At 44.5% G+C, this 18,476-nt stretch carries 16 protein-coding genes; 15 read left to right on the top strand and 1 reads right to left on the bottom strand.

All coding sequences use genetic code 11. The annotated features are described in order from the left end of the window. The first annotated feature begins 139 nt into the window (after positions 1-139). The 11 genes from ACDZ28_RS26310 to ACDZ28_RS26260 all read left to right on the top strand — a co-directional run bounded on the left by ACDZ28_RS26310 (position 140) and on the right by ACDZ28_RS26260 (position 12,301). A complete protein-coding gene (locus ACDZ28_RS26310; RefSeq protein WP_042128589.1) occupies positions 140-898 on the top strand; it encodes a YveK family protein in 759 nt (252 codons plus the stop codon). Then, a complete protein-coding gene (locus tag ACDZ28_RS26305) occupies positions 846-1,553 on the top strand; it encodes a CpsD/CapB family tyrosine-protein kinase (protein ID WP_042128587.1) in 708 nt (235 codons plus the stop codon). Before ACDZ28_RS26310 ends, ACDZ28_RS26305 begins: the two co-directional genes overlap by 53 nt. Further along, positions 1,526-2,794, top strand: a complete 1,269-nt coding sequence (locus tag ACDZ28_RS26300) for an oligosaccharide flippase family protein (protein ID WP_076118908.1) — start codon at positions 1,526-1,528, stop codon at positions 2,792-2,794. Before ACDZ28_RS26305 ends, ACDZ28_RS26300 begins: the two co-directional genes overlap by 28 nt. Positions 2,795-2,829: 35 nt before the next feature. Then, positions 2,830-4,092, top strand: coding sequence for an O-antigen ligase (locus tag ACDZ28_RS26295; protein WP_042128583.1), 1,263 nt, complete (start codon positions 2,830-2,832; stop codon positions 4,090-4,092). Further along, a complete protein-coding gene (locus tag ACDZ28_RS26290) occupies positions 4,025-5,338 on the top strand; it encodes a glycosyltransferase family 4 protein (RefSeq protein WP_331281375.1) in 1,314 nt (437 codons plus the stop codon). Before ACDZ28_RS26295 ends, ACDZ28_RS26290 begins: the two co-directional genes overlap by 68 nt. Positions 5,339-5,400: 62 nt before the next feature. Further along, positions 5,401-7,311, top strand: coding sequence for a nucleoside-diphosphate sugar epimerase/dehydratase (locus ACDZ28_RS26285; RefSeq protein WP_042128579.1), 1,911 nt, complete (start codon positions 5,401-5,403; stop codon positions 7,309-7,311). A 3-nt stretch (positions 7,312-7,314) separates the two neighbouring features. Next, positions 7,315-8,433, top strand: a complete 1,119-nt coding sequence (locus tag ACDZ28_RS26280) for an LCP family protein (RefSeq protein ID WP_375103189.1) — start codon at positions 7,315-7,317, stop codon at positions 8,431-8,433. 24 nt (positions 8,434-8,457) lie between these two features. Beyond that, positions 8,458-9,084, top strand: a complete 627-nt coding sequence (locus ACDZ28_RS26275) for a sugar transferase (RefSeq protein WP_139328503.1) — start codon at positions 8,458-8,460, stop codon at positions 9,082-9,084. Next, positions 9,081-9,890, top strand: a complete 810-nt coding sequence (locus ACDZ28_RS26270; protein WP_042128575.1) for an N-acetyltransferase — start codon at positions 9,081-9,083, stop codon at positions 9,888-9,890. Before ACDZ28_RS26275 ends, ACDZ28_RS26270 begins: the two co-directional genes overlap by 4 nt. Positions 9,891-9,968: 78 nt before the next feature. After that, complete coding sequence (locus tag ACDZ28_RS26265) at positions 9,969-11,075, top strand: GNAT family N-acetyltransferase (protein ID WP_375103188.1); 1,107 nt, start codon at positions 9,969-9,971, stop codon at positions 11,073-11,075. Positions 11,076-11,134: 59 nt separating this feature from the next. Continuing rightward, complete coding sequence (locus tag ACDZ28_RS26260; protein WP_339286930.1) at positions 11,135-12,301, top strand: aminotransferase class I/II-fold pyridoxal phosphate-dependent enzyme; 1,167 nt, start codon at positions 11,135-11,137, stop codon at positions 12,299-12,301. Positions 12,302-12,305: 4 nt separating this feature from the next. On the opposite strand, the gene ACDZ28_RS26255 is transcribed toward ACDZ28_RS26260, so the two are convergent. Continuing rightward, the gene (locus tag ACDZ28_RS26255; RefSeq protein ID WP_076118898.1) at positions 12,306-13,952 is read right to left on the bottom strand and encodes a glycosyl hydrolase family 28-related protein; all 1,647 of its coding nucleotides are present in this window, start codon (positions 13,950-13,952) and stop codon (positions 12,306-12,308) included. 190 nt (positions 13,953-14,142) lie between these two features. On the opposite strand from ACDZ28_RS26255, the gene ACDZ28_RS26250 reads away from it, so the two are divergent. The 4 genes from ACDZ28_RS26250 to ACDZ28_RS26235 all read left to right on the top strand — a co-directional run bounded on the left by ACDZ28_RS26250 (position 14,143) and on the right by ACDZ28_RS26235 (position 18,388). Next, on the top strand, positions 14,143-15,087 hold the full coding sequence (locus ACDZ28_RS26250) for an NAD-dependent epimerase/dehydratase family protein (RefSeq protein ID WP_076118896.1): 945 nt from the start codon (positions 14,143-14,145) through the stop codon (positions 15,085-15,087). Between the two features lie 27 nt (positions 15,088-15,114). Continuing rightward, on the top strand, positions 15,115-16,233 hold the full coding sequence (locus tag ACDZ28_RS26245) for an acyltransferase family protein (RefSeq protein ID WP_375103187.1): 1,119 nt from the start codon (positions 15,115-15,117) through the stop codon (positions 16,231-16,233). Positions 16,234-16,564: 331 nt separating this feature from the next. Further along, positions 16,565-17,620, top strand: coding sequence for an LLM class flavin-dependent oxidoreductase (locus ACDZ28_RS26240; RefSeq protein WP_339286922.1), 1,056 nt, complete (start codon positions 16,565-16,567; stop codon positions 17,618-17,620). An 84-nt stretch (positions 17,621-17,704) separates the two neighbouring features. After that, positions 17,705-18,388: a Crp/Fnr family transcriptional regulator gene (locus tag ACDZ28_RS26235; RefSeq protein ID WP_375103186.1), complete on the top strand. Its 684-nt coding sequence runs from the start codon at positions 17,705-17,707 to the stop codon at positions 18,386-18,388. Positions 18,389-18,476 lie beyond the last annotated feature (88 nt).

Genomic DNA, 18,476 nt, shown 5'->3' with positions numbered 1-18,476 from the left:
TTCGTGGATCTATTAAAACAGTAGACTAATAAATTTTCAGCTTATATTGGACATATATTGGGCGGACGAGAATATGAATATACAACAATACTCTTGTTGAAGAAGACGAAAATACATTAACGGTTAGGAGAAATGAGCGATGGAATTTGAACTGGGCAGCATTTTGAAGCTAGTAAAACGTAAGCTGCTGTTCATCATTGTGTTATGTATTGTTGCGGTCGGTCTCGCTAGCTTCGTTAGCTACTATGTTTTGAAGCCGAAATATGAGGCGACAGCTTCTATTCTTATTCAAGGGGACAGGCAGCAGAAGGCAATCAATGACATTATGGCTGGGCAAAAACTAGTAACCACTTACGGGGAAATTATCCGAAGCAGCAGAATTGCTGAAGAGGTCGTTAGAAAGCTGCAATTAAATATGACCCCTGAAAAACTATTAGAAAAAGTTAAGACAAGAACTAGTAGTGAGTCATTAGTGACGACGGTAATTGTTACGGATTCTAATGCTCAGCAGGCTACGGATATCGCAAACGGTTTTGGGGAGGCTTTCAACGAGAACATTCAAGCCATTATGGGGGTAGAAAATGTAGTGTTTCTCGACCGAGCCAAAGTTCCTTTTGAGGCGATCTCACCCAAGCCTGTCTTTAATATGGTCGTTGCTTTCGGACTTGCATTGATTGCTGGGGTCGCGTTTTCCATTCTACGGGAATTGGCAGAAAAACCTGTGAGGAGCGCCAAAAACATTCAGTTGGATTTGCAGCTTCCTCTGCTAGGAACGGTGGGGAAATTGAAACCACGGAAACGGCGGGCGAAGTCGAAATCCAATTCAGTAGAAGGAGCGACAAGACATGAAGAAGAAAACGCCAAAATTGTATTGCCTGGAACAACCGAAATCATCTAATGGAGATCAATTCCGAACGATTCGCTCCAATATTCGCTATACCCGAGTAGGTGGAGAAATCCGATCTTTATTAGTCACAAGCTCTCTTCCAAATGAAGGGAAGTCGACAGTAGCGATGAACTTGGCCATAGCTATGGCGGAAACGGGCAGAACCGTGCTGCTGATCGATGGAGACCTGCGCACGCCAACTGTGCATAAGGCATTCGATTTACCCAATTGGGTCGGGTTAAGTAGCATCCTAGTGGATCAAACCCGATTGGAGGATTGTATTTTTTCTATTGAGGATTCAGAGGGGCTTTCAGTACTGACCTCTGGTCCAATCTCACCGAATCCGGCGGACTTACTAGGATCAACAGGAATGAAGAGGTTATTTGCAGAGCTTAGTGAGCGATTTGATACGATTGTTATCGATTCTTCTTCGGTGTTAATGCCCTTCTCGGATGCGCTTATCTTGGCAAAGATGACTGAGGGTGTACTGTTAGTAGTTAAATCTGGGAAAGTGCTCTTGAAGCATACGAACTCTGCCAAACAGATGCTTGAGCAGCAAGGTGCACATGTATTGGGAGCAGTTCTGAATTATCGAAAAAGTAGCAAGCGTTACAAGATTCGCGGTGAAGATTTTGCCGATTGGGCTTCATCTTCTGGAATGGTCTAACGGATATGACCTTTGCTTCTCTTCGATATTTATTCGGGAATATCACTTATGCAGGTGCTCAGTTTGTGATTGTAATTCTGCTTAATAAGTTTGGATCATCCGAAATTGTTGGGCAATATTCGTTAGGTCTTGCTGTGACGGCTCCCATCTTCATGTTGTCGCATCTGCACCTGCGCTCGGTCTTGATAGTTGATGCCTCTGGGAAATATATTTTCGGAGATTTTTTTGGCCTTCGACTCGTGACAACCGCTGTTGCATTCACGATTACAGCGGGTTGTTGCATCGTCGGTGGTTTTGATTGGAATACAGCTATAGTCATATTTTTCATCGGATTGTATAGAATTGTTGAGTCGGTCAGCGATATTTTGTTGGGCATCGTTCAGAAGCAAGAGAAGTTAGATCAAATATCTTTCTCGAGAACCGCTAAAGGATTATTCTCCATACTTGCCTTCGCCCTCGTATTTATCCCTACTCAGAGTCTCATTCTAGCGTTGTTAGTCATGATCATCGGATGGTTAGCAATAACGATTGCATACGATGCTCGTAAAGCGAGAGTCTACACATCGCTCAGGCCACTTTTTAACAAAAGACAATTGTGGGGCTTGCTGATCATCAGTTCACCCCTAGGCATTGTGCTCGCGTTAATGTCGCTAAATACCAATATTCCATTATACGCAATCTCTTACTTTAAAGGGGAACATGATTTAGGTATATACGCTACGCTCTCATACATGATTGTTGCCTGCAACGTTATTGTTACTGCGCTCGGTGAAGCGATAACGCCACGTCTTGCCCGTTGGCATGCTGCTGGGCGTCATAAGGAGTTTGTTACTTTGCTCAGTCGAATGATTGCAATGGGGGTTGGAATTAGTGCGGTTGCTTGTTTGATCGGGTGGATATTTGGGTCTCAGGTGCTAACCCTTTTATTCAGTCCAGATGTGGCTGCAGAGATAGGTTTATTTCATTGGTTGCTCGTTTCTACCTTGTTGGTGTTTGTATCGTCTTACCTGTGGTATGCCATAACGGCTACGGGCAAGTACAAAGCGCAGATTCCGTTGTTTCTTTGTTCAGTAATCACTAATGGGCTTACTTGTCTGATCTTCGTACCCATTTTCGGGGTGATAGGTGCTGCAATGGGGGCTAGTTTGGCCTTATTCGTTCAGATGATTGGCAGTGTGATCGTGCTTTACTTGGTAATTCGTCAGGCAAGGAAACAGGTACAACGGGAATTGGCCGCATAAGTGAGGCAATTTCTCATACGAAAGTAGGGGCTTGTATGACATCTGTATCCGTTGTAGGGAAACCCTACACCATGCGTAATTTATTTCTGTTTGCGGTTATGGGTTACATCATCTGCCTTCCGGCCCAAATTGACTTCGGTGGCGCCTTTCGAATCGCACCCTCTGATCTATTCTTGATGCTTGGTTTGTTTACGGCAGGTATACACCTCAAATTGGACCGAAGGCAGTTTAGTTCATGGCATTGGGGAATGTTGTTTATTTTCGTCCTTGCTTCATTTGTATCCATTTGGCGCAATGGATTCATTACGCAATACGCTCTATTGCAAAAAGATTTTGGGTTTATACTCCTGCTGCTGACGTATATCATGCTTGTTCAAGCTGTAGATAGCTGGGATCGGTTATATAAAATGCTACGTGCTTTTCTGATCAGCGTGCTGATCTTCAATAGTCTGGCTTTGTTCGACTTCTTTAGTGGAGTTAAGGTTCCGTATATGGTGCAAGATGGTCGTCTCTCTGGGATGTTAATTGATCCGAATGCATATGGCGGGTTACTAGTAACGGCTTTTGCCATTCATATCATGACGAGTGGGAACGGAGTGAAGCTACTTAGGGGATGGGTGAGCACGCTAGCGACGATTACCTTAGCCGGGGGAATCATGATGACCTTTTCGCGATCGTCATGGATTGGTCTGTTCCTTGTTCTACTTACGCTTCTCCTGACGAATCCTTCTCGACTTCTAAAGATCGGCATGGGGTTTAGTGTCGCGTTTGCAGCACTGCTGTTGTATAAAGGTACTGCTTATCTGGATGTACTTGGGAATATGGCTAGTAGACCCTCGCAGATTCAATCACGGCTTGACATCATTGGGAAGGCAGTAGATTGGATCGCCCAAAGTCCATTATTAGGGATTGGACTTGGTAGCTATAACTATGAATTGCGGATTATTATCCATAATACTCCGATTTGGTTTATGACGGAATTTGGCTTACTAGGCTTGATCGTGTATGGCGGCTTCATGATCTGGTTCTTCATCGTCGGGCTCCGTTCTTATCGCGCGGCAGATAAGGTGAACAGACCGATCATTATGGCATTACTGCTATCTCACGCAGCGATGATTGGACTTTCGATGGGCATTGAAGCCTTATTCCAGCGGTACTGGTGGTTCATGATGGCTATGAACGCGGCTTGCATCCGATTAACGAATACGGGGTGGAAAGGAGTGATGCGGTATCGAACCAAAGGCATCGAAAAGTCAACCGGCCGAAAGCTACGACAACAAGCAGAACAAGCGCAATAACAAGAGGTTCGGGAGCATACCTGCTGAAGACTGTGGGCCGGTAAGAGTCGCTTTTGTAGCCTCCATTTTTGGGCATTTTGAGAGTTTCCATCTACCTTATATGGAGTTATTGCAGCAAAAGGGATGTGAAGTGCATGCTTACGCACAACCTGGTGAAGCGAGATTACGGTTAGAAGAGAAGGGAATCGTCTGCCATGATGTGCCCATCCAGCGCAGTCCTTTGCAGATGCAGAACTGGGCGGCTCTAAGGATGTTAACGGAAAGCTTCAAGAAGGAGGGATTTCAGTTCGTCCATGTACATACGCCAGTTGCTTCGATTCTCGGACGGATTGCAGCCTATAGAGCAGGTATACCTTGCACATTGTATACAGCTCACGGCTTTCATTTTTTCAAGGGAGCCCCTTTAGTGAATTGGATGCTTTATTATCCGCTGGAGCGGTTAATGGCGCGCTGGACAGATGTGCTGATCACCATAAATAGTGAAGATTATACACGTGCCCAGAGATTTTCTGTACGGAAAAAAGTGATCTATGTGAGTGGTGTAGGACTCGATCTCCAGGTTTACAGCAGCGTACGTAATCATCCTGAAGTTGAGGCAGAGAAGGCAGATAGGCGGCGCCAACTATTTGATCTTCCAAAAATCGAGCATGATGAACCGCCCTTTGTCATCCTATGCGTTGCTGAGCTAAACGCCAACAAGAATCAGAAGCAGTTGATTGAAGCGCTGGGTCAGTTAGGGGCTCGAGCTGCTAATATTCATCTGGCTTTTGCGGGTACGGGGCCGCTTGAGCAGACACTATTGGAACTTGCTAATCGGCTAGGTGTCAGCGATCGCGTGCATATGCTTGGATATCGCAGAGATATTCCCGATCTGCTTAGAGCTTGTGATGTTGCTGCACTTGTGTCCTATCGGGAGGGATTACCTCGGGCGATTATGGAGGCGATGGCAGTAGGAAAACCTGTTATCGGTACACATATTCGGGGGATTCGTGATTTGATCGAACATGAGTCAACAGGCATGTTAGTTCCCGTTGATGATATTGTCGCTACCGCTAAGGCATTTATTCAACTACGAGATGATTCAGCATTAACCACAGCGATGGGAGAAACAAACAAGGAGAGTATCATTCGCTACGGATTGCCTGCAGTGCTCCGTGAAATGGACTCGATCTATATAGAAGCATTGAATAAGGAGGAAAGAAAGAGAGTTCCGTCTGATATGCAACCTAGCCTGTCGGGAGATTGATCATTCACTCACACATAAAAGTCGAGTAAATGAACTTTTAGTTAATTAGGGAGAAAGAAGTGATGAGAATGCGGATCGTCCGTTTGGTCATGTTGGATGCGGGGATTATTGCGGCTTCAGTGTGGCTTGTGTTTTTACTTCGGTTTGATTTTCAAATCCCTGAGATGTACGTGTGGATGCTTCCGTGGGCTATATTGATTCACATTGCGGTGTATGCGGCCTTCTCATTTGGATTCAAAGTGTATAACAATATTTGGCGATACACGGGAATGAGAGAGTTATTGCAGCTGCTGAAAGTGAGTGTATTAACACTTGTTGGCGTGATTGTTGTCAACGTATCCGCACACGCAGTAGTTCCTTCCTATCGACTACCGATTTCTATTTATTTTGCAGCGGGTTATGTGTTCCTCGGCATTGTTGGGTTACGAATGGTTAAACGTCTTCTTAATGATGGGTTTGAGACAACGGGTACGAAGGAGGCCTTCGAAGGTAATCTTCTAATCGTAGGGGCTGGTAAGGCAGGAATCCTCGTTACGAAAGATATCAAGCATTCAAGGTTCAAATTTATGAATCCGGTCGCCTTCATTGATGATGATATATCCAAACAAAAGCTGGAAGTAATGGGGCTCCCGATTGTGGGTAACCGAAATTTCATTCCAGAAGCCGTGGATCAGCTGGATATTGCATTCATTATTATTGCCCTTCCGACAGCACCACAAAACGACTTAATGGAGATTATCGAAATCTGCAAGTCAACCAAAGCACAGGTTAAGCTAATGCCTAGTATGACAGAAATTTTGGACGGGAAAATGGCAGTTAATCGAATCCGTGAAGTGTCCGTAAATGATTTGCTGGGAAGAACTCCTGTTGAGATTAACACTGAGGAGATTCGCGAGAATTTAGGGAGTGAGTGTATCCTCATCACGGGTGCTGGAGGCTCCATCGGTTCGGAACTGTGCCGGCAGCTAGCTGCATATCGTCCGAAGGAAATGCTGCTTCTTGGGCATGGTGAGAACAGCATTTACCTGATTGAACAAGAGCTGCGTCAGCTATATCCCGATCAGAAGATTCAACCCATCATAGCGGATATTCAAGATGTGTCGCGGATCGATAGTGTATTTCAAAATTTCCGACCTACGATCGTGTATCACGCCGCAGCGCATAAACATGTTCCACTTATGGAGATGAACCCGGTCGAGGCGGTTAAGAACAACGTTATCGGAACAAGGAATGTTGCGGAGGCGAGCGCCAAATATGGTGCAAAGCGGTTCATTCTCATCTCTTCAGACAAAGCGGTTAATCCAACCAGTGTCATGGGAGCTACGAAGCGGGCTGCAGAAATGATTATTAATGATCAGAATTCATCCAGCAAGACGGTTTTTGCCGCTGTCCGTTTCGGAAATGTACTCGGTAGCCGGGGAAGTGTTATTCCGTTATTCAAAAGACAGATTGAGAGTGGTGGCCCGGTTACAGTCACCCACATGGATATGGTGCGGTATTTCATGACGATTCCTGAAGCGGTGCAATTGGTTATTCAAGCGAGTGTACTGGCACAAGGCGGCGAGGTGTTCGTGCTTGATATGGGTAAGCCAGTTCGGATATACGATCTAGCAAGAGATTTAATACGTCTGTCCGGCTTAGAACCCGATAAAGATATCCCCATTGTGATCACAGGTATTCGTCCTGGAGAGAAATTATATGAGGAACTCCTGACGGAAGAGGAAGGATTGATGGTTACCAATAACTATCGCATCATGATCAGTCGTCCTCAAAGTGTATCCAGATCTGAATTGAATTTGGTTCTTGGAGTTCTGGAGAATTTGTGCAAACGGTACGAATTTGTGCCGAGCAGTTATCAAATTAAGAAATTATTAAAGCAGCTTATTCCGAGCTATTCGGGCTTTCAAGAAGAACCACAGGTTGTTACTCATGAGCTTGAACGGATCAAATCCGAAGTTCATGCGGGGATCTAAGTGATGAAGTCGTTTATGAGCAGTTGGAAAAAGAGATTGCATTTGCGTGGCAAGAGCGACAGGAATTTCACAAGAAAGCAAATAGTCATGAGGCGAATTGGAAGATTCGCCCTGATTGGTTTTCTAATTGTGATTGTCGTTGGTGGGATTTGGATTAGAGGGGTGTTAAATCCTGAACAGCGTTTTCAAAAGGCGGTCCTTAATCCATTGACGATACCTAGCTCTAAAATTTCTGTGGTTCCTGTGGGGAAAACGCAGTCGGAAGAGACTTCGAAAAGCCCAGTAAATACGGAGATTACGGTACCTCCATCATCTGAACCAACAGCGACAACATCTGCATCCGATAAAAAAACTTCATCCTTCAATGTTGTACTCATTGGAACTGATACGTGGGGCGGGGAGATTTCGCGTGCAGATACCATCATGGTTGTACATGTGATGCCGGAACAGCGGAAGGTGAACATCGTCTCTGTGCCGCGTGATACAAGGGTTTATGTACAAAATGTCGGATATACCAAAATTAACCACGCTCATATTGTTGGGGAATCCAAAGGTGGGAATGAGCAAGGAACACTGACGCTTATTCAAGCGGTGAGCGACTTTATGAATATCCCCATTCATCATTACATCAAGACGAACTTCTCAGGTGTTCGTGATTTCATCGATTCGATCGGTGGGATTGATATGGTGATCGATCAGGACGTGACCATAACGCCAGAGATTACAATCAAAAAAGGTGAACAGCATCTAGATGGCGTTCATGCACTCTATCTTGCAAGGGAGCGGTATTCTACTCCGAACGGTGACTTTAGTCGTCAAGAAGAGCAATTCAATATCGTTAGAGCTGTGGCCAATAAGCTACTCAGTCCTGAGCATCTTCCGGATCTGGCGGGATTACTACTCCATGAAAAGAAAGACATTATCGATACAAGCTTTAGCGACAGTGATTTGCTCAGCTTAGCTTGGTTATTCAAGGGGATAACTTCCGATGACTTTCAATACGAGCAGATACCAGGTAACAACAGTTTTGGTCCTGATCCGCTAGTTGGAACCAAGGTGTACTACTGGAGTGCTGATTTAAAACAGGTGAATTCACTTAAGGAACGTCTTTTTACGGATTAAGAGAAAGGCGGGAGGAGTACTAACATGTATCGCCATATGAAACGAGGCTTCGATCTTGTGGGAGCGATCGTTATGTTATGTATATTTAGTCCAGTCATGGCTGTGGTGGCGGTGTTGATTCGAATAAAGCTTGGAAGCCCAATCTTATTCAAGCAGCAGCGACCTGGACTGGGAGAGAAACCCTTCTTCATCTACAAATTCCGGACCATGGCTGAACTATATGACACGCAGGGTCAACCGTTACCTGATGACCGACGATACATCAAGTTTGGCGGAATCATCCGGAAGCTAAGTCTGGATGAATTACCGCAATTGGTGAATGTTGTTAAGGGAGAAATGAGCCTGATTGGTCCAAGACCTTTGCTCATGCGGTACAGCCCTTACTACTCCGAACAGGAGAGGCTGCGTTTCTCAGTAAGACCGGGAATTACGGGATTAGCACAGGTGTCAGGACGCAATACTTCGTCATGGAAAGATCGACTTTCGTATGATGTCACTTATGTCGAGAATTTAAGCTTCAGACTGGATGCGCTGATATTATGTAAGACCGTCTTGAAGGTGATTCGCCAAGATGATGTTGTAGCCAATCCAGGTCGGCATAGCCTTCCTCTGGATGAGTATAGGCTGAATAAAAAGGAGGGCCAGGCATGAATGTGCAGTTTAGACCGCTGCATGAAGACGATATACATCATGCATGCCGGCTCTTAAAGAGCAACTTACCGGAGCATGTTTACAATCAAACGATATTTGCTTGTGCTGGTTATCCGGCATATCTACAAGCAGCTTGTAAGTGTGGAGGACATTCAGCCACATTATTGATTGGAGCTTATATTGGAGAAGCGCTCATTGGATTCGCTGAATGGCGAAGAATGGAACAAATGTTGGTTCTGAATAATTTAAATGTGGATGCGCCTTATCGTAAGGATGGTATTGGCGGCATGCTCATGGCATACGGAGAGAAATTAGCAAAAAGGGATGACATTAAGAAGTTGGTGCTGGATGTGTTCTCATGGAATGAACAGGCTCATGCTTGGTATCTTCGTCTGGGTTTTGTTGAAGAAGGACGTACTTATTGGTATGTGAGGGATTTGGATCGTTCATTCGTGGGTAGTGCAGATTTTATTGCTGCTGGATCACATATAGATGATGAGGAAGTGGCGTACATCATTGATGATTACCCGATGGCAGAGGCGCATCATCTAAAATACGGATTCTCTTCTTTTAGGATTAGAACGAAACAGAAGACTTCAGTTGTGGGGCGGCTCGGCGAGCGGTATTTTCGCATCCAACTGCAAAGTGGAGAGTGGGACGGCGGGGAATCACTAACCGATGTGTTACTCGACCTAGATCGTGAGAGAAAGTTGTTATTGCTCTCATCCGATGCATTCCTACGTGAGAGAGATCCTGCGCTAAGCTTAAGCACTGAAAGCATACGTATGATCAAAATATTGGATTAGCAGCGAACGCTTCCGAAGTAAGTTTTTTCGAAGTACCTCAAGGAAGGATACGCTAACTTAACTTTTAGGAGGTGACGTATGAGTAATTTCATTATACTTAACAGCTCGCTTTCTGAAGAATGGGATGCTTATTTGATTCAGATGGATAAGAAGGATATCTATTTCTCAGCAGAGTTTTTTCGAATGTTCGAGGATGATTTTCAACAGGCAGAGTTGTTTGTTTTTAAGCAGGGTGAGAAGCTCATCATTTATCCTTATTTACTACGTTCCATTAGTCATCTTCCAGCACTCATCCAACTGGGACTTGAAGGGGAATGGTACGACATCAGCACACCTTATGGATACGGGGGACCGATATCGAATGTGCCTATAGGAGCGGAACGATCAGATCTCTATCGACAATTCAGTGAAACGTTCACAGATTATTGCAGAGAGAAAAGAATTATGACCGAGTTCGTAAGATTTCATCCTTTCATAGGCAATGCTACCGAAGCCCAAAACGGGCTTATTGCGGAGTTGAATCGGAATACAGCATATATAGATTTGACCGTTGGCTCAGAGTCAGCACTAATTCAGAACTATGGCGGCAATCATAAAAGAAATATTCGTAAACTAAAGTCAGCGCCATTTACCATTCGAAAGTCGGAGCTTAAGGATCGGATTGAGCCTTTCACCGAATTATATTACGGCACGTTAGATGATTTACAAGCGGATCCCTTTTATTATTTTCCTCAAAAATTTATAGAAGATACAAGCCTTTTGCCAGAGGGACGGGTAGCGCTGTTCGAGGCGATGGATGGGGACAAGGCGGTAGCCGCAAGTATTGTGCTCCTTGATCGGCCCTGGATGCATTATCACTTATGTGGTTGGGATCGAGCTTATCTGCAGTGGTCACCCACCAAACTTCTCATCCACTCAGCAGCGGTGTGGGGGATGGAGAATGGATACGAAAAATTCCATCTCGGTGGAGGATATACAGGTAACGACGAACTATTTCAGTTCAAACAAAAATTTGCGACTCAACTAGAACCACTGGACTATTACCTAGGTAAGCGAATATTTTTCCCCGAGGTGTATGAACGAATAATGTCGCTCTATGACACCGGGGGGGCGGGGAATTACTTTCCACTCTACCGGCATCCCTCTTTTTTGAATCAAAATATCATGGACCATGCTCTGAAGTAAGTCAATAAGATATGTAATCCATTTGGATTAAAGCATCCAAATGGAGAAAGGAGCAAGGCATGAGTATTCGTCAACCAAGCATTCTACCACGAATCTTGTTATCTCCACCCCATGTGAGTGGACGTGAACAGGCTTATTTGGAGGATGCCATTCACTCTGGCTGGATCGCTCCCATAGGACCACAAGTCGATGCTTTCGAACGGGAGATGGCCGACTATACAGGTTCAAAGGGTGCACTTGCATTAAGCTCTGGAACAGCGGCAATTCATCTTGCACTGCGTCTTGCCGGCGTTTCTCAAGGAGATTACGTGATTTGTTCGACGCTCACGTTCGTAGCTAGTGCCAATCCTATTCTATATTTGGGGGCTACACCTGTATTCGTAGACTCAGAGCCGGAGACATGGAATATGTGTCCACTAGCCTTTCAACGGGCCTGCCAGGATTTGAATGACAGAGGGCTACTGCCGAAAGCAGCCGTTGTTGTCAATTTGTACGGGCAGAGCGCAGACATGGAGCCGATTGTAGAAATCGCGAATCGTTATGGTATTACATTGATAGAAGATGCGGCTGAATCTCTAGGTGCCTTTTATCATGGAAAGGCTAGCGGTACTTGGGGCCGCTTCGGAATTTATTCTTTTAACGGTAATAAAATCATTACAACCTCAGGTGGAGGTATGCTTGTATCGGATGATACCGAAGCGTTGGAACAGGCTCGTTTCTGGTCTACGCAAGCGCGTGACACTGCACCACATTATCAGCATTCCGAAATGGGTTACAACTACCGTCTCAGCAATCTGTTGGCAGCAATAGGCCGCGGTCAGTTGGAGCTACTAGAGGAAAGAGTTGAGCGGCGTAGACATATTTCTCGAGTGTATTCAGAACGATTGGGATCCGTTCCAGGTCTTCATTTTATGCCGGAAGCGCCTAATTGTCGCAGTACACGCTGGTTAAGTGCGCTAACGATTGATGAAGAGATCGCGGGCTTCTCCTCTAATCAACTCTTAAAGTGCCTGGAATTTAACAATATAGAAGCTAGACCGGTATGGAAACCACTGCATTTGCAGCCGCTGTTCGAGAATGCCTTCTATTATCCATACATGGAGGGACATAGTGTATCTGATCAATTGTTCACAAAAGGTGTATGTCTACCCTCTGGAAGCTCCTTATCGGATGATGATCTGGTTCGTATAATGGATGCAATAGAGTCATGCATTCAGAACCGCTGAATATTTACTTGGCAACCCAACCGTTAGCACCGGTTCCGCTTTCCTTCACATAAAAAGCAGCTTTAGCTACACCATCTGTTCGCATAGCCAGACTGCCAATCGGAGCGGTTATCGTTCCCTCTGGCGAACCTTCCACGATAAATACTGCTGGAAGCAGTGTTCCACCAACGAGTCGGACTGCCCGTTTGAAGTTGCCATAGGTAGAGAACCATTCAGTAATGGCATACGGATTATACACGGTGCCAAGGGAAGTGCCTTGCATGGCAACCAATGTTTCAAATTCTAGAATGCGTTTTACCTTCACAGAACGGGTATCAAATACCGCTACATTGTTCAAACGCAAGAAAGGCTTAGCCGAACCATAAGAAGAGACTAGTACTACCTGATTGGTCCCGCTGTTACGAACGATCATATTGTCAACAGTAACCATGGTGTCTGATTGTGTAGCGAACAAGTATAAAGAACTTCCTACTAGATCCTGTGCATCCATAGTCCCCACATAAAGATCTCCTCCGTCGATTCGGACTCCGCTAGCTAAGCTGGAGCCTGAGCCGTACACTCCTAACGATCCGATATGCAATCTTGGTTTACCTCCAGCAGCATTAAACGCAGCAAAGATCGCAGGACCACCGATGCCATCGAAGCTTGCACTAGCGATATCAATAAATTGTGAATAGATCGTCTGTAGACCGTAACTAGCTTTATGATCGGTAGAACGAATAAATAAGTTACTGATTTTTAACGTCAGTCCATAAGAGAGTATAGCAGGACTCGCTGATCCACTAACACGCATATCAAGTGAACCGATGTCGAGGGTCCAGAGTCTAGCGATTTCATCTGTAAGTCCTGCTGACAGATCATTACCGAAACCAGTGGTAGTCAAGGAATCGAAGCGTTGATAAAAGCTGCGAGTACCTTTGAACTCATCGGGCTCCAAGTCTAGTGAGTTGGCTCCAGTGAAGCTAGGAGCTCCGCCGCGACTGTTGTTCAGGACAGCACTGTTGACATGAAGTTGGTCTACAAAATGGATGACGAAGTTCTTGCGTCCAGCCGTTTCACAGCGCGCATACCCGATCTGCACGTTAACGGATGGAATCGCTTCTGTACCTCCAATGAAAATATTGTCACCGTAGCAATCATGGGAGTATACCGATTCGATGGATATATTTTGCGAAGAAGAAATGAACAAGCCGTGAAGCTGATCGTTGACGTTTGTTTTCACAGTCGAAGCACTTCCATCAATTTCGAGATCGCCTGTTATCGTGATATCAGAGGCGTTTAGGATGACAAGTACTCTAGTATCTGAAGGAGGGTTCGAAGCCAGTGACAGCTTAGATCCTGGTTCAAAGCTTAGGTTAGTTCCGGTTGGTATACGAAGACACCACCATTCAAGGCTGGAAGGATTACGCATGCGGCCTGAAGATACTTTATATACACCAGGCGGGAAAATAACAACCTTGCGTTTGGCATTTCCGGCATTGATTGCATTTTGAATCGCGATGGTGTCATCTTTAGTACCATTCCCTGTAGCGCCATAGGATCGAACATTCACATAACCGTTAGTTTCAGGGTCTAATTTAATAGAAGTGACCGCGCCGTCCGCAATCACGGACGTTGTTACAGAATTGTCTGGAATAGGTGCAGTTGCCATATACTTCACTCCTTTATTTTTTGATTTGAAATATAAGAAAGTCCTCGTTATATACATCCTTATATTTCTACGAGTAACGGTTGTCGTCCATATTGGATGACAACATCGTTTCTTCTTAAGTATTTTATGTGAACTTTTCTACTGATGCACGGTACAAAGAGCACCTTACAGGGCGAAAGGAGTTTTTTATTTGAAGGTTTTAGTAACCGGGGGGCTTGGTTTTATTGGGTCACATGTTGTTGATCGGCTCATAAGTGAGGGTGTTGAAACTGTAATAGTGGATAATTTATCGGGTGCGTCCGGCTCGTTCTATAGAAACCCTTCTGCACTTCTGTATCCGTACGATATTCGAGATGAGACATTGGGTGAAGTTTTTAGCCGAGAGAAACCGGATGCGGTCATTCATCTGGCTGCACAGATCGACGTAAGAGAATCACAGCGCAATCCTTTGTTTGATGCGAATGTGAATATTGTTGGCACACTAAATGTACTGCGGATGTGTGAGGCCCATCAGGTTGAAAAGATCGTGTACGCCTCGTCGGCTGCTGTATATGGTAACCCTGAATATTTGAGCATTGATGAAAGCCATCCCTTAAATCCTGAGTCCTGCTATGGCGTATCCAAAAGTGTCCCTGAGTCTTACATTCGAATGTTTGCCAGCATGCATGGGCTGAAGTATACCATTCTCCGTCTTGCGAATGTTTATGGTCCCCGGCAAAGCTCACATGGGGAAGCGGGCGTCGTTTCGATTTTTCTGGATCGCATGAAGCAAGGCAGGGAGCTTGTGATCTATGGGGATGGGGAACAAACCAGAGATTTTGTCTTTGTTGAGGATGTGGCACAGGCGTTTGTAGATGCGGCTCGTTCAAATGACAGAGTGGATAATCAAATCATAAATATTAGCTGTGGAGTGGCTACCTCTATTAATACGATTGTGGAGATGATAGGCGGCATTACAGCTCGCGAATCCCAACCGATTTATGAACAGGCACGGCCGGGAGATATTCTTCATAGCTACTTGAACAATAGGAAAGCAAATGAGTTGATGTCCTGGTCTCCTAACCATGACCTTCACCAGGGACTCAAAAAGACGATTGCAGCCCGATTGACTGTAGGCAGTGCTGTCGACCATTAAAAGCAAATATTGAAAGGGGTCATCCCCATGGAACGAAAATTGAATTCTGAAATGTTTGTTCTGCGTAGTATAGCCTGCTTGAGTATTGCGCTGCTACATGCTTTATATCGTGTCTATGATGATGGAAATACACCATGGGTGGAGTCGGTGGGTCTGTTGCTTACGTTTGGCACACCGGTATTCGTATTTATCTCTCAATTCGTATTGTCTTTTGCTTACCCTGAGGGAATACCCGCGAGATTTTGGGAGAAACGAATCAAGTATATATTACTTCCATACTTTTTTTTCGGGGCTTTGTACGCCGGGTTAAAAGGAGTGGATATGGCAAGCAGTGAGGGGATTCCGCTTCTTCAAGCTTTTTGGTATTTCCTTTGGCGTCATTTGTTGCTTGGTGATTTTCATGGCTACTTTATCCTCATTATTTTTCAGTTTTACGCCTTGTTCCTCTTATTTCAAAAGCATGCCAAAAAGTTTACTCCACGCTCCATACTGATTGCCTCATTCGTTATAAACGTAGTGTACTTAGGATTCTTCAATTTTACCAAACCCGCAGATACGGTAGCTGCTCAATATATTTGGGATAAATTGTATTGGATTTTCTCTCCGGGGTGGATATTCTACTTTACTGTGGCTTATTACTTGGGGCGAAATGAGAGTTGGTTCCGGGAAAAATTAAAACAGTTTCGAGTAGCTGTCTTCATGCTTCCGGTTATAACTGGGGCACTTGTGCTGTTTGTGAACGGACAAGGCTGGATTACGGCGCATAGCTCCAAGAGAATTGATATGTTACTTTTCGCTATGAGTATGATTCTACTACTCTTTACAGTAGCTTCTTCATTGAAAAAAGTGCCGCGCGTGCTAGAGTGGAGCAGTAGATACTCCTTTGGTATATATTTGCTTCACCCGTTGCTGTTGGCTTTGTTTGTTAAGCTTCCTTCTTTATTCGGGTTGCAAAATCTTGGTCTATTCAGTGTTCTGTTACAATTTATCGGGTGCGTGGTTGGCTCAGCGATCATCATGAACCTAGCAAATCGCATTCCTGGCGGAGCCTTTGTATTCGGTCGAATCGGGATTGGAATCAATCAAAGAAAACCTCCGAAACCGCTGGATAAGCCCATAAGCTCGAGTATTGGAAACATAAACTAGCTTAAAAATTGACCACTACTTGCCGTTTTCAGGTGATTAGTGGTCTTTTATTTTTTCTTGGTAAATCGCCGATGCATCAAATTAGTAGCTTAGTCCCAGTTTAATTATGTGCTGCATCCAGCTCGAGTATTGCCTTGCCACTTCGGATGATGGACAAAATCATTAAAATAACGGCTCCACTGTCCGATCTATAATCGAGGGGATCTAAAATAGTTGGAATTATTGGGGAATCCTATTATAATGGGTTTCTTGATTCACAGAAATCATGAATATTTAACCAATTACATCCAGAGAAAAATGCGGGCGCGCAGACATTAGGAGGAAATGAAAAGTGGAACTTGGAGTTAGCACATTTGTTGAGACAACCCCGGATGCCCATACGGGTGAGACAATAAGTCATGCAGAGCGACTACGTGAAGTAGTGGAGGAAATTGTACTTGCCGAAGAGGTGGGACTAGATGTATATGGGGTGGGAGAGCATCATCGTTCTGATTATGCGGCTTCATCACCTGCAGTTGTGTTAGCTGCGGCTGCATCGATGACTTCGAAAATTCGATTGACCAGTGCGGTAATGATATTGTCTTCAGCAGATCCTGTTCGTGTATTTCAAGACTTTGCAACGCTGGACGGGATATCAAACGGACGTGCGGAAATTATGATCGGCCGTGGTTCGTTTACAGAGTCCTTTCCTTTATTCGGTTACGATCTGAAGGATTATGAAGAGCTGTTCAATGAGAAGCTGGAATTGCTACTAGCTATTCAAAAGTCAGAAAAAGTAACCTGGAGCGGCAAACATCGCGCAGCCATAAACAATCTGGGAATTTACCCGCGACCGGTTCAAGATCCGTTGCCGATTTGGATTGGGAGTGCCGGAAGTCCAGAGTCTGCAATCCGCACAGGAGCCTTAGGATTACCTTTTGTTTTAGCGATTATTGGGAATGTTAAACCGCTTGATTACGCGTCACATGTGCGGCTTTACAAGACAGCAGCGGCTGAAGCCGGGTACGATATCTCAAGCTTGCCTATTGCCTCACACTCTCACGGGTTTATTGCAGAGACTAATGAATTAGCGTTGGAGAAGTTTTTCCCTTCAACGCATGCTCGGACCAATGTGCGGGCGAAGGAAAAAGGGACACCTCCATACCATCGTTCCGATTATGATGCAGCTTGCAGCTTTGACGGTGCTCTGTACGTAGGTGATCCAGAAACTGTTGCTAACAAAATCATTCATCTTCGCAAGGAGGTGGGGATTACGCGATTCTTTTTACATGTGCCCCACGGTACGATGCCTCATGAGGATGTTATGCAAGCCATTAGACTGTTGGGAACGGAAGTAGCCCCTCGTGTTCGTGAAGAAATCGCGCGCTGGGAAGCAAGTAATCGTTAATGAGTAAGCTGCGTCCTTAGGACGCGGCTTTTTTTGTAAGGTATACTAAAGAAATGAATAACGTTTTAAGACACAGGAGGGGCAATGGAGACTATTCATTATTTATCTCAATTTAATTTGCTTCAATCGTTAGCGCTCGAAGATTTAATAGAAATGGAAGAGTTAACTCGCATAACAGTAGTCCCGAAAAATACATATATCCAAACACCGACAACCTTCTCTGAAGGATTATTTTTTGTGAAAAAAGGAAAGGTTCGCTTATACCGATTGAATTCAGATGGGAAGCAGTTTACGTCGGATATTCTGAGTGAGGGTAATGTTTTTGGTGAAATGAATGTGATTTCGTTTGGAACCAGAGATCATTACATTGAAGCAATGGAAGAGTGTCATATCTGTACAATTGATCCTGTAAGATTTGAAGAATTCGTAGCTACTCGACCTAGATTCTTGATGTCGTTAATGCAAGTGTTGAGTGATCGAATAAAAAGTATGAGTCAGTTATCGCAAAATCTAGCCATCGGAAATCTCCATGATAAAATATTGTGCGTTCTCTTAAAGCTTTCTGATCAGTTAGGGGTTAAGAATAAGGATAATTTATACAGAATCGATGTTCCGCTGTCACATCAAGAAATCGCTAATTTGATTGGTGCGAGCAGAGAAGCAGTTACGGTAGCGCTGCAAGAATTGGTGAAAGCTGAGGTGATTCAGACAGGGTTCAGAACTATCTATGTTCATCGAGACAAGATTTTGGAAAGAAATATAACATAGCAATCGAGATGTAAACGAGATTACAGCTTTATTTTTAGAAATAACGGTATCCTAAATATGACATGAAGGTGATTTAAGCTTTCAAATC

This window comes from Paenibacillus sp. RS8 (assembly GCF_041956825.1).
Taxonomy (GTDB): Bacteria; Bacillota; Bacilli; order Paenibacillales; family Paenibacillaceae; genus Paenibacillus_AQ.
The sequence above is the reverse complement of the archived record's forward strand: the minus strand, read 5'-3'. Positions and strand labels throughout refer to the sequence as shown.

Coding starts and splice junctions, on each gene's coding strand:
- ACDZ28_RS26235 (WP_375103186.1), top strand. CDS start 17,705: ATGGAGACTATTCATTATTTATCTCAATTTAATTTGCTTCAATCGTTA.
- ACDZ28_RS26275 (WP_139328503.1), top strand. CDS start 8,458: ATGTATCGCCATATGAAACGAGGCTTCGATCTTGTGGGAGCGATCGTT.
- ACDZ28_RS26255 (WP_076118898.1), bottom strand. CDS start 13,952: ATGGCAACTGCACCTATTCCAGACAATTCTGTAACAACGTCCGTGATT.
- ACDZ28_RS26270 (WP_042128575.1), top strand. CDS start 9,081: ATGAATGTGCAGTTTAGACCGCTGCATGAAGACGATATACATCATGCA.
- ACDZ28_RS26245 (WP_375103187.1), top strand. CDS start 15,115: ATGGAACGAAAATTGAATTCTGAAATGTTTGTTCTGCGTAGTATAGCC.
- ACDZ28_RS26260 (WP_339286930.1), top strand. CDS start 11,135: ATGAGTATTCGTCAACCAAGCATTCTACCACGAATCTTGTTATCTCCA.
- ACDZ28_RS26280 (WP_375103189.1), top strand. CDS start 7,315: ATGAAGTCGTTTATGAGCAGTTGGAAAAAGAGATTGCATTTGCGTGGC.
- ACDZ28_RS26285 (WP_042128579.1), top strand. CDS start 5,401: ATGAGAATGCGGATCGTCCGTTTGGTCATGTTGGATGCGGGGATTATT.
- ACDZ28_RS26305 (WP_042128587.1), top strand. CDS start 846: ATGAAGAAGAAAACGCCAAAATTGTATTGCCTGGAACAACCGAAATCA.
- ACDZ28_RS26295 (WP_042128583.1), top strand. CDS start 2,830: ATGACATCTGTATCCGTTGTAGGGAAACCCTACACCATGCGTAATTTA.
- ACDZ28_RS26265 (WP_375103188.1), top strand. CDS start 9,969: ATGAGTAATTTCATTATACTTAACAGCTCGCTTTCTGAAGAATGGGAT.
- ACDZ28_RS26310 (WP_042128589.1), top strand. CDS start 140: ATGGAATTTGAACTGGGCAGCATTTTGAAGCTAGTAAAACGTAAGCTG.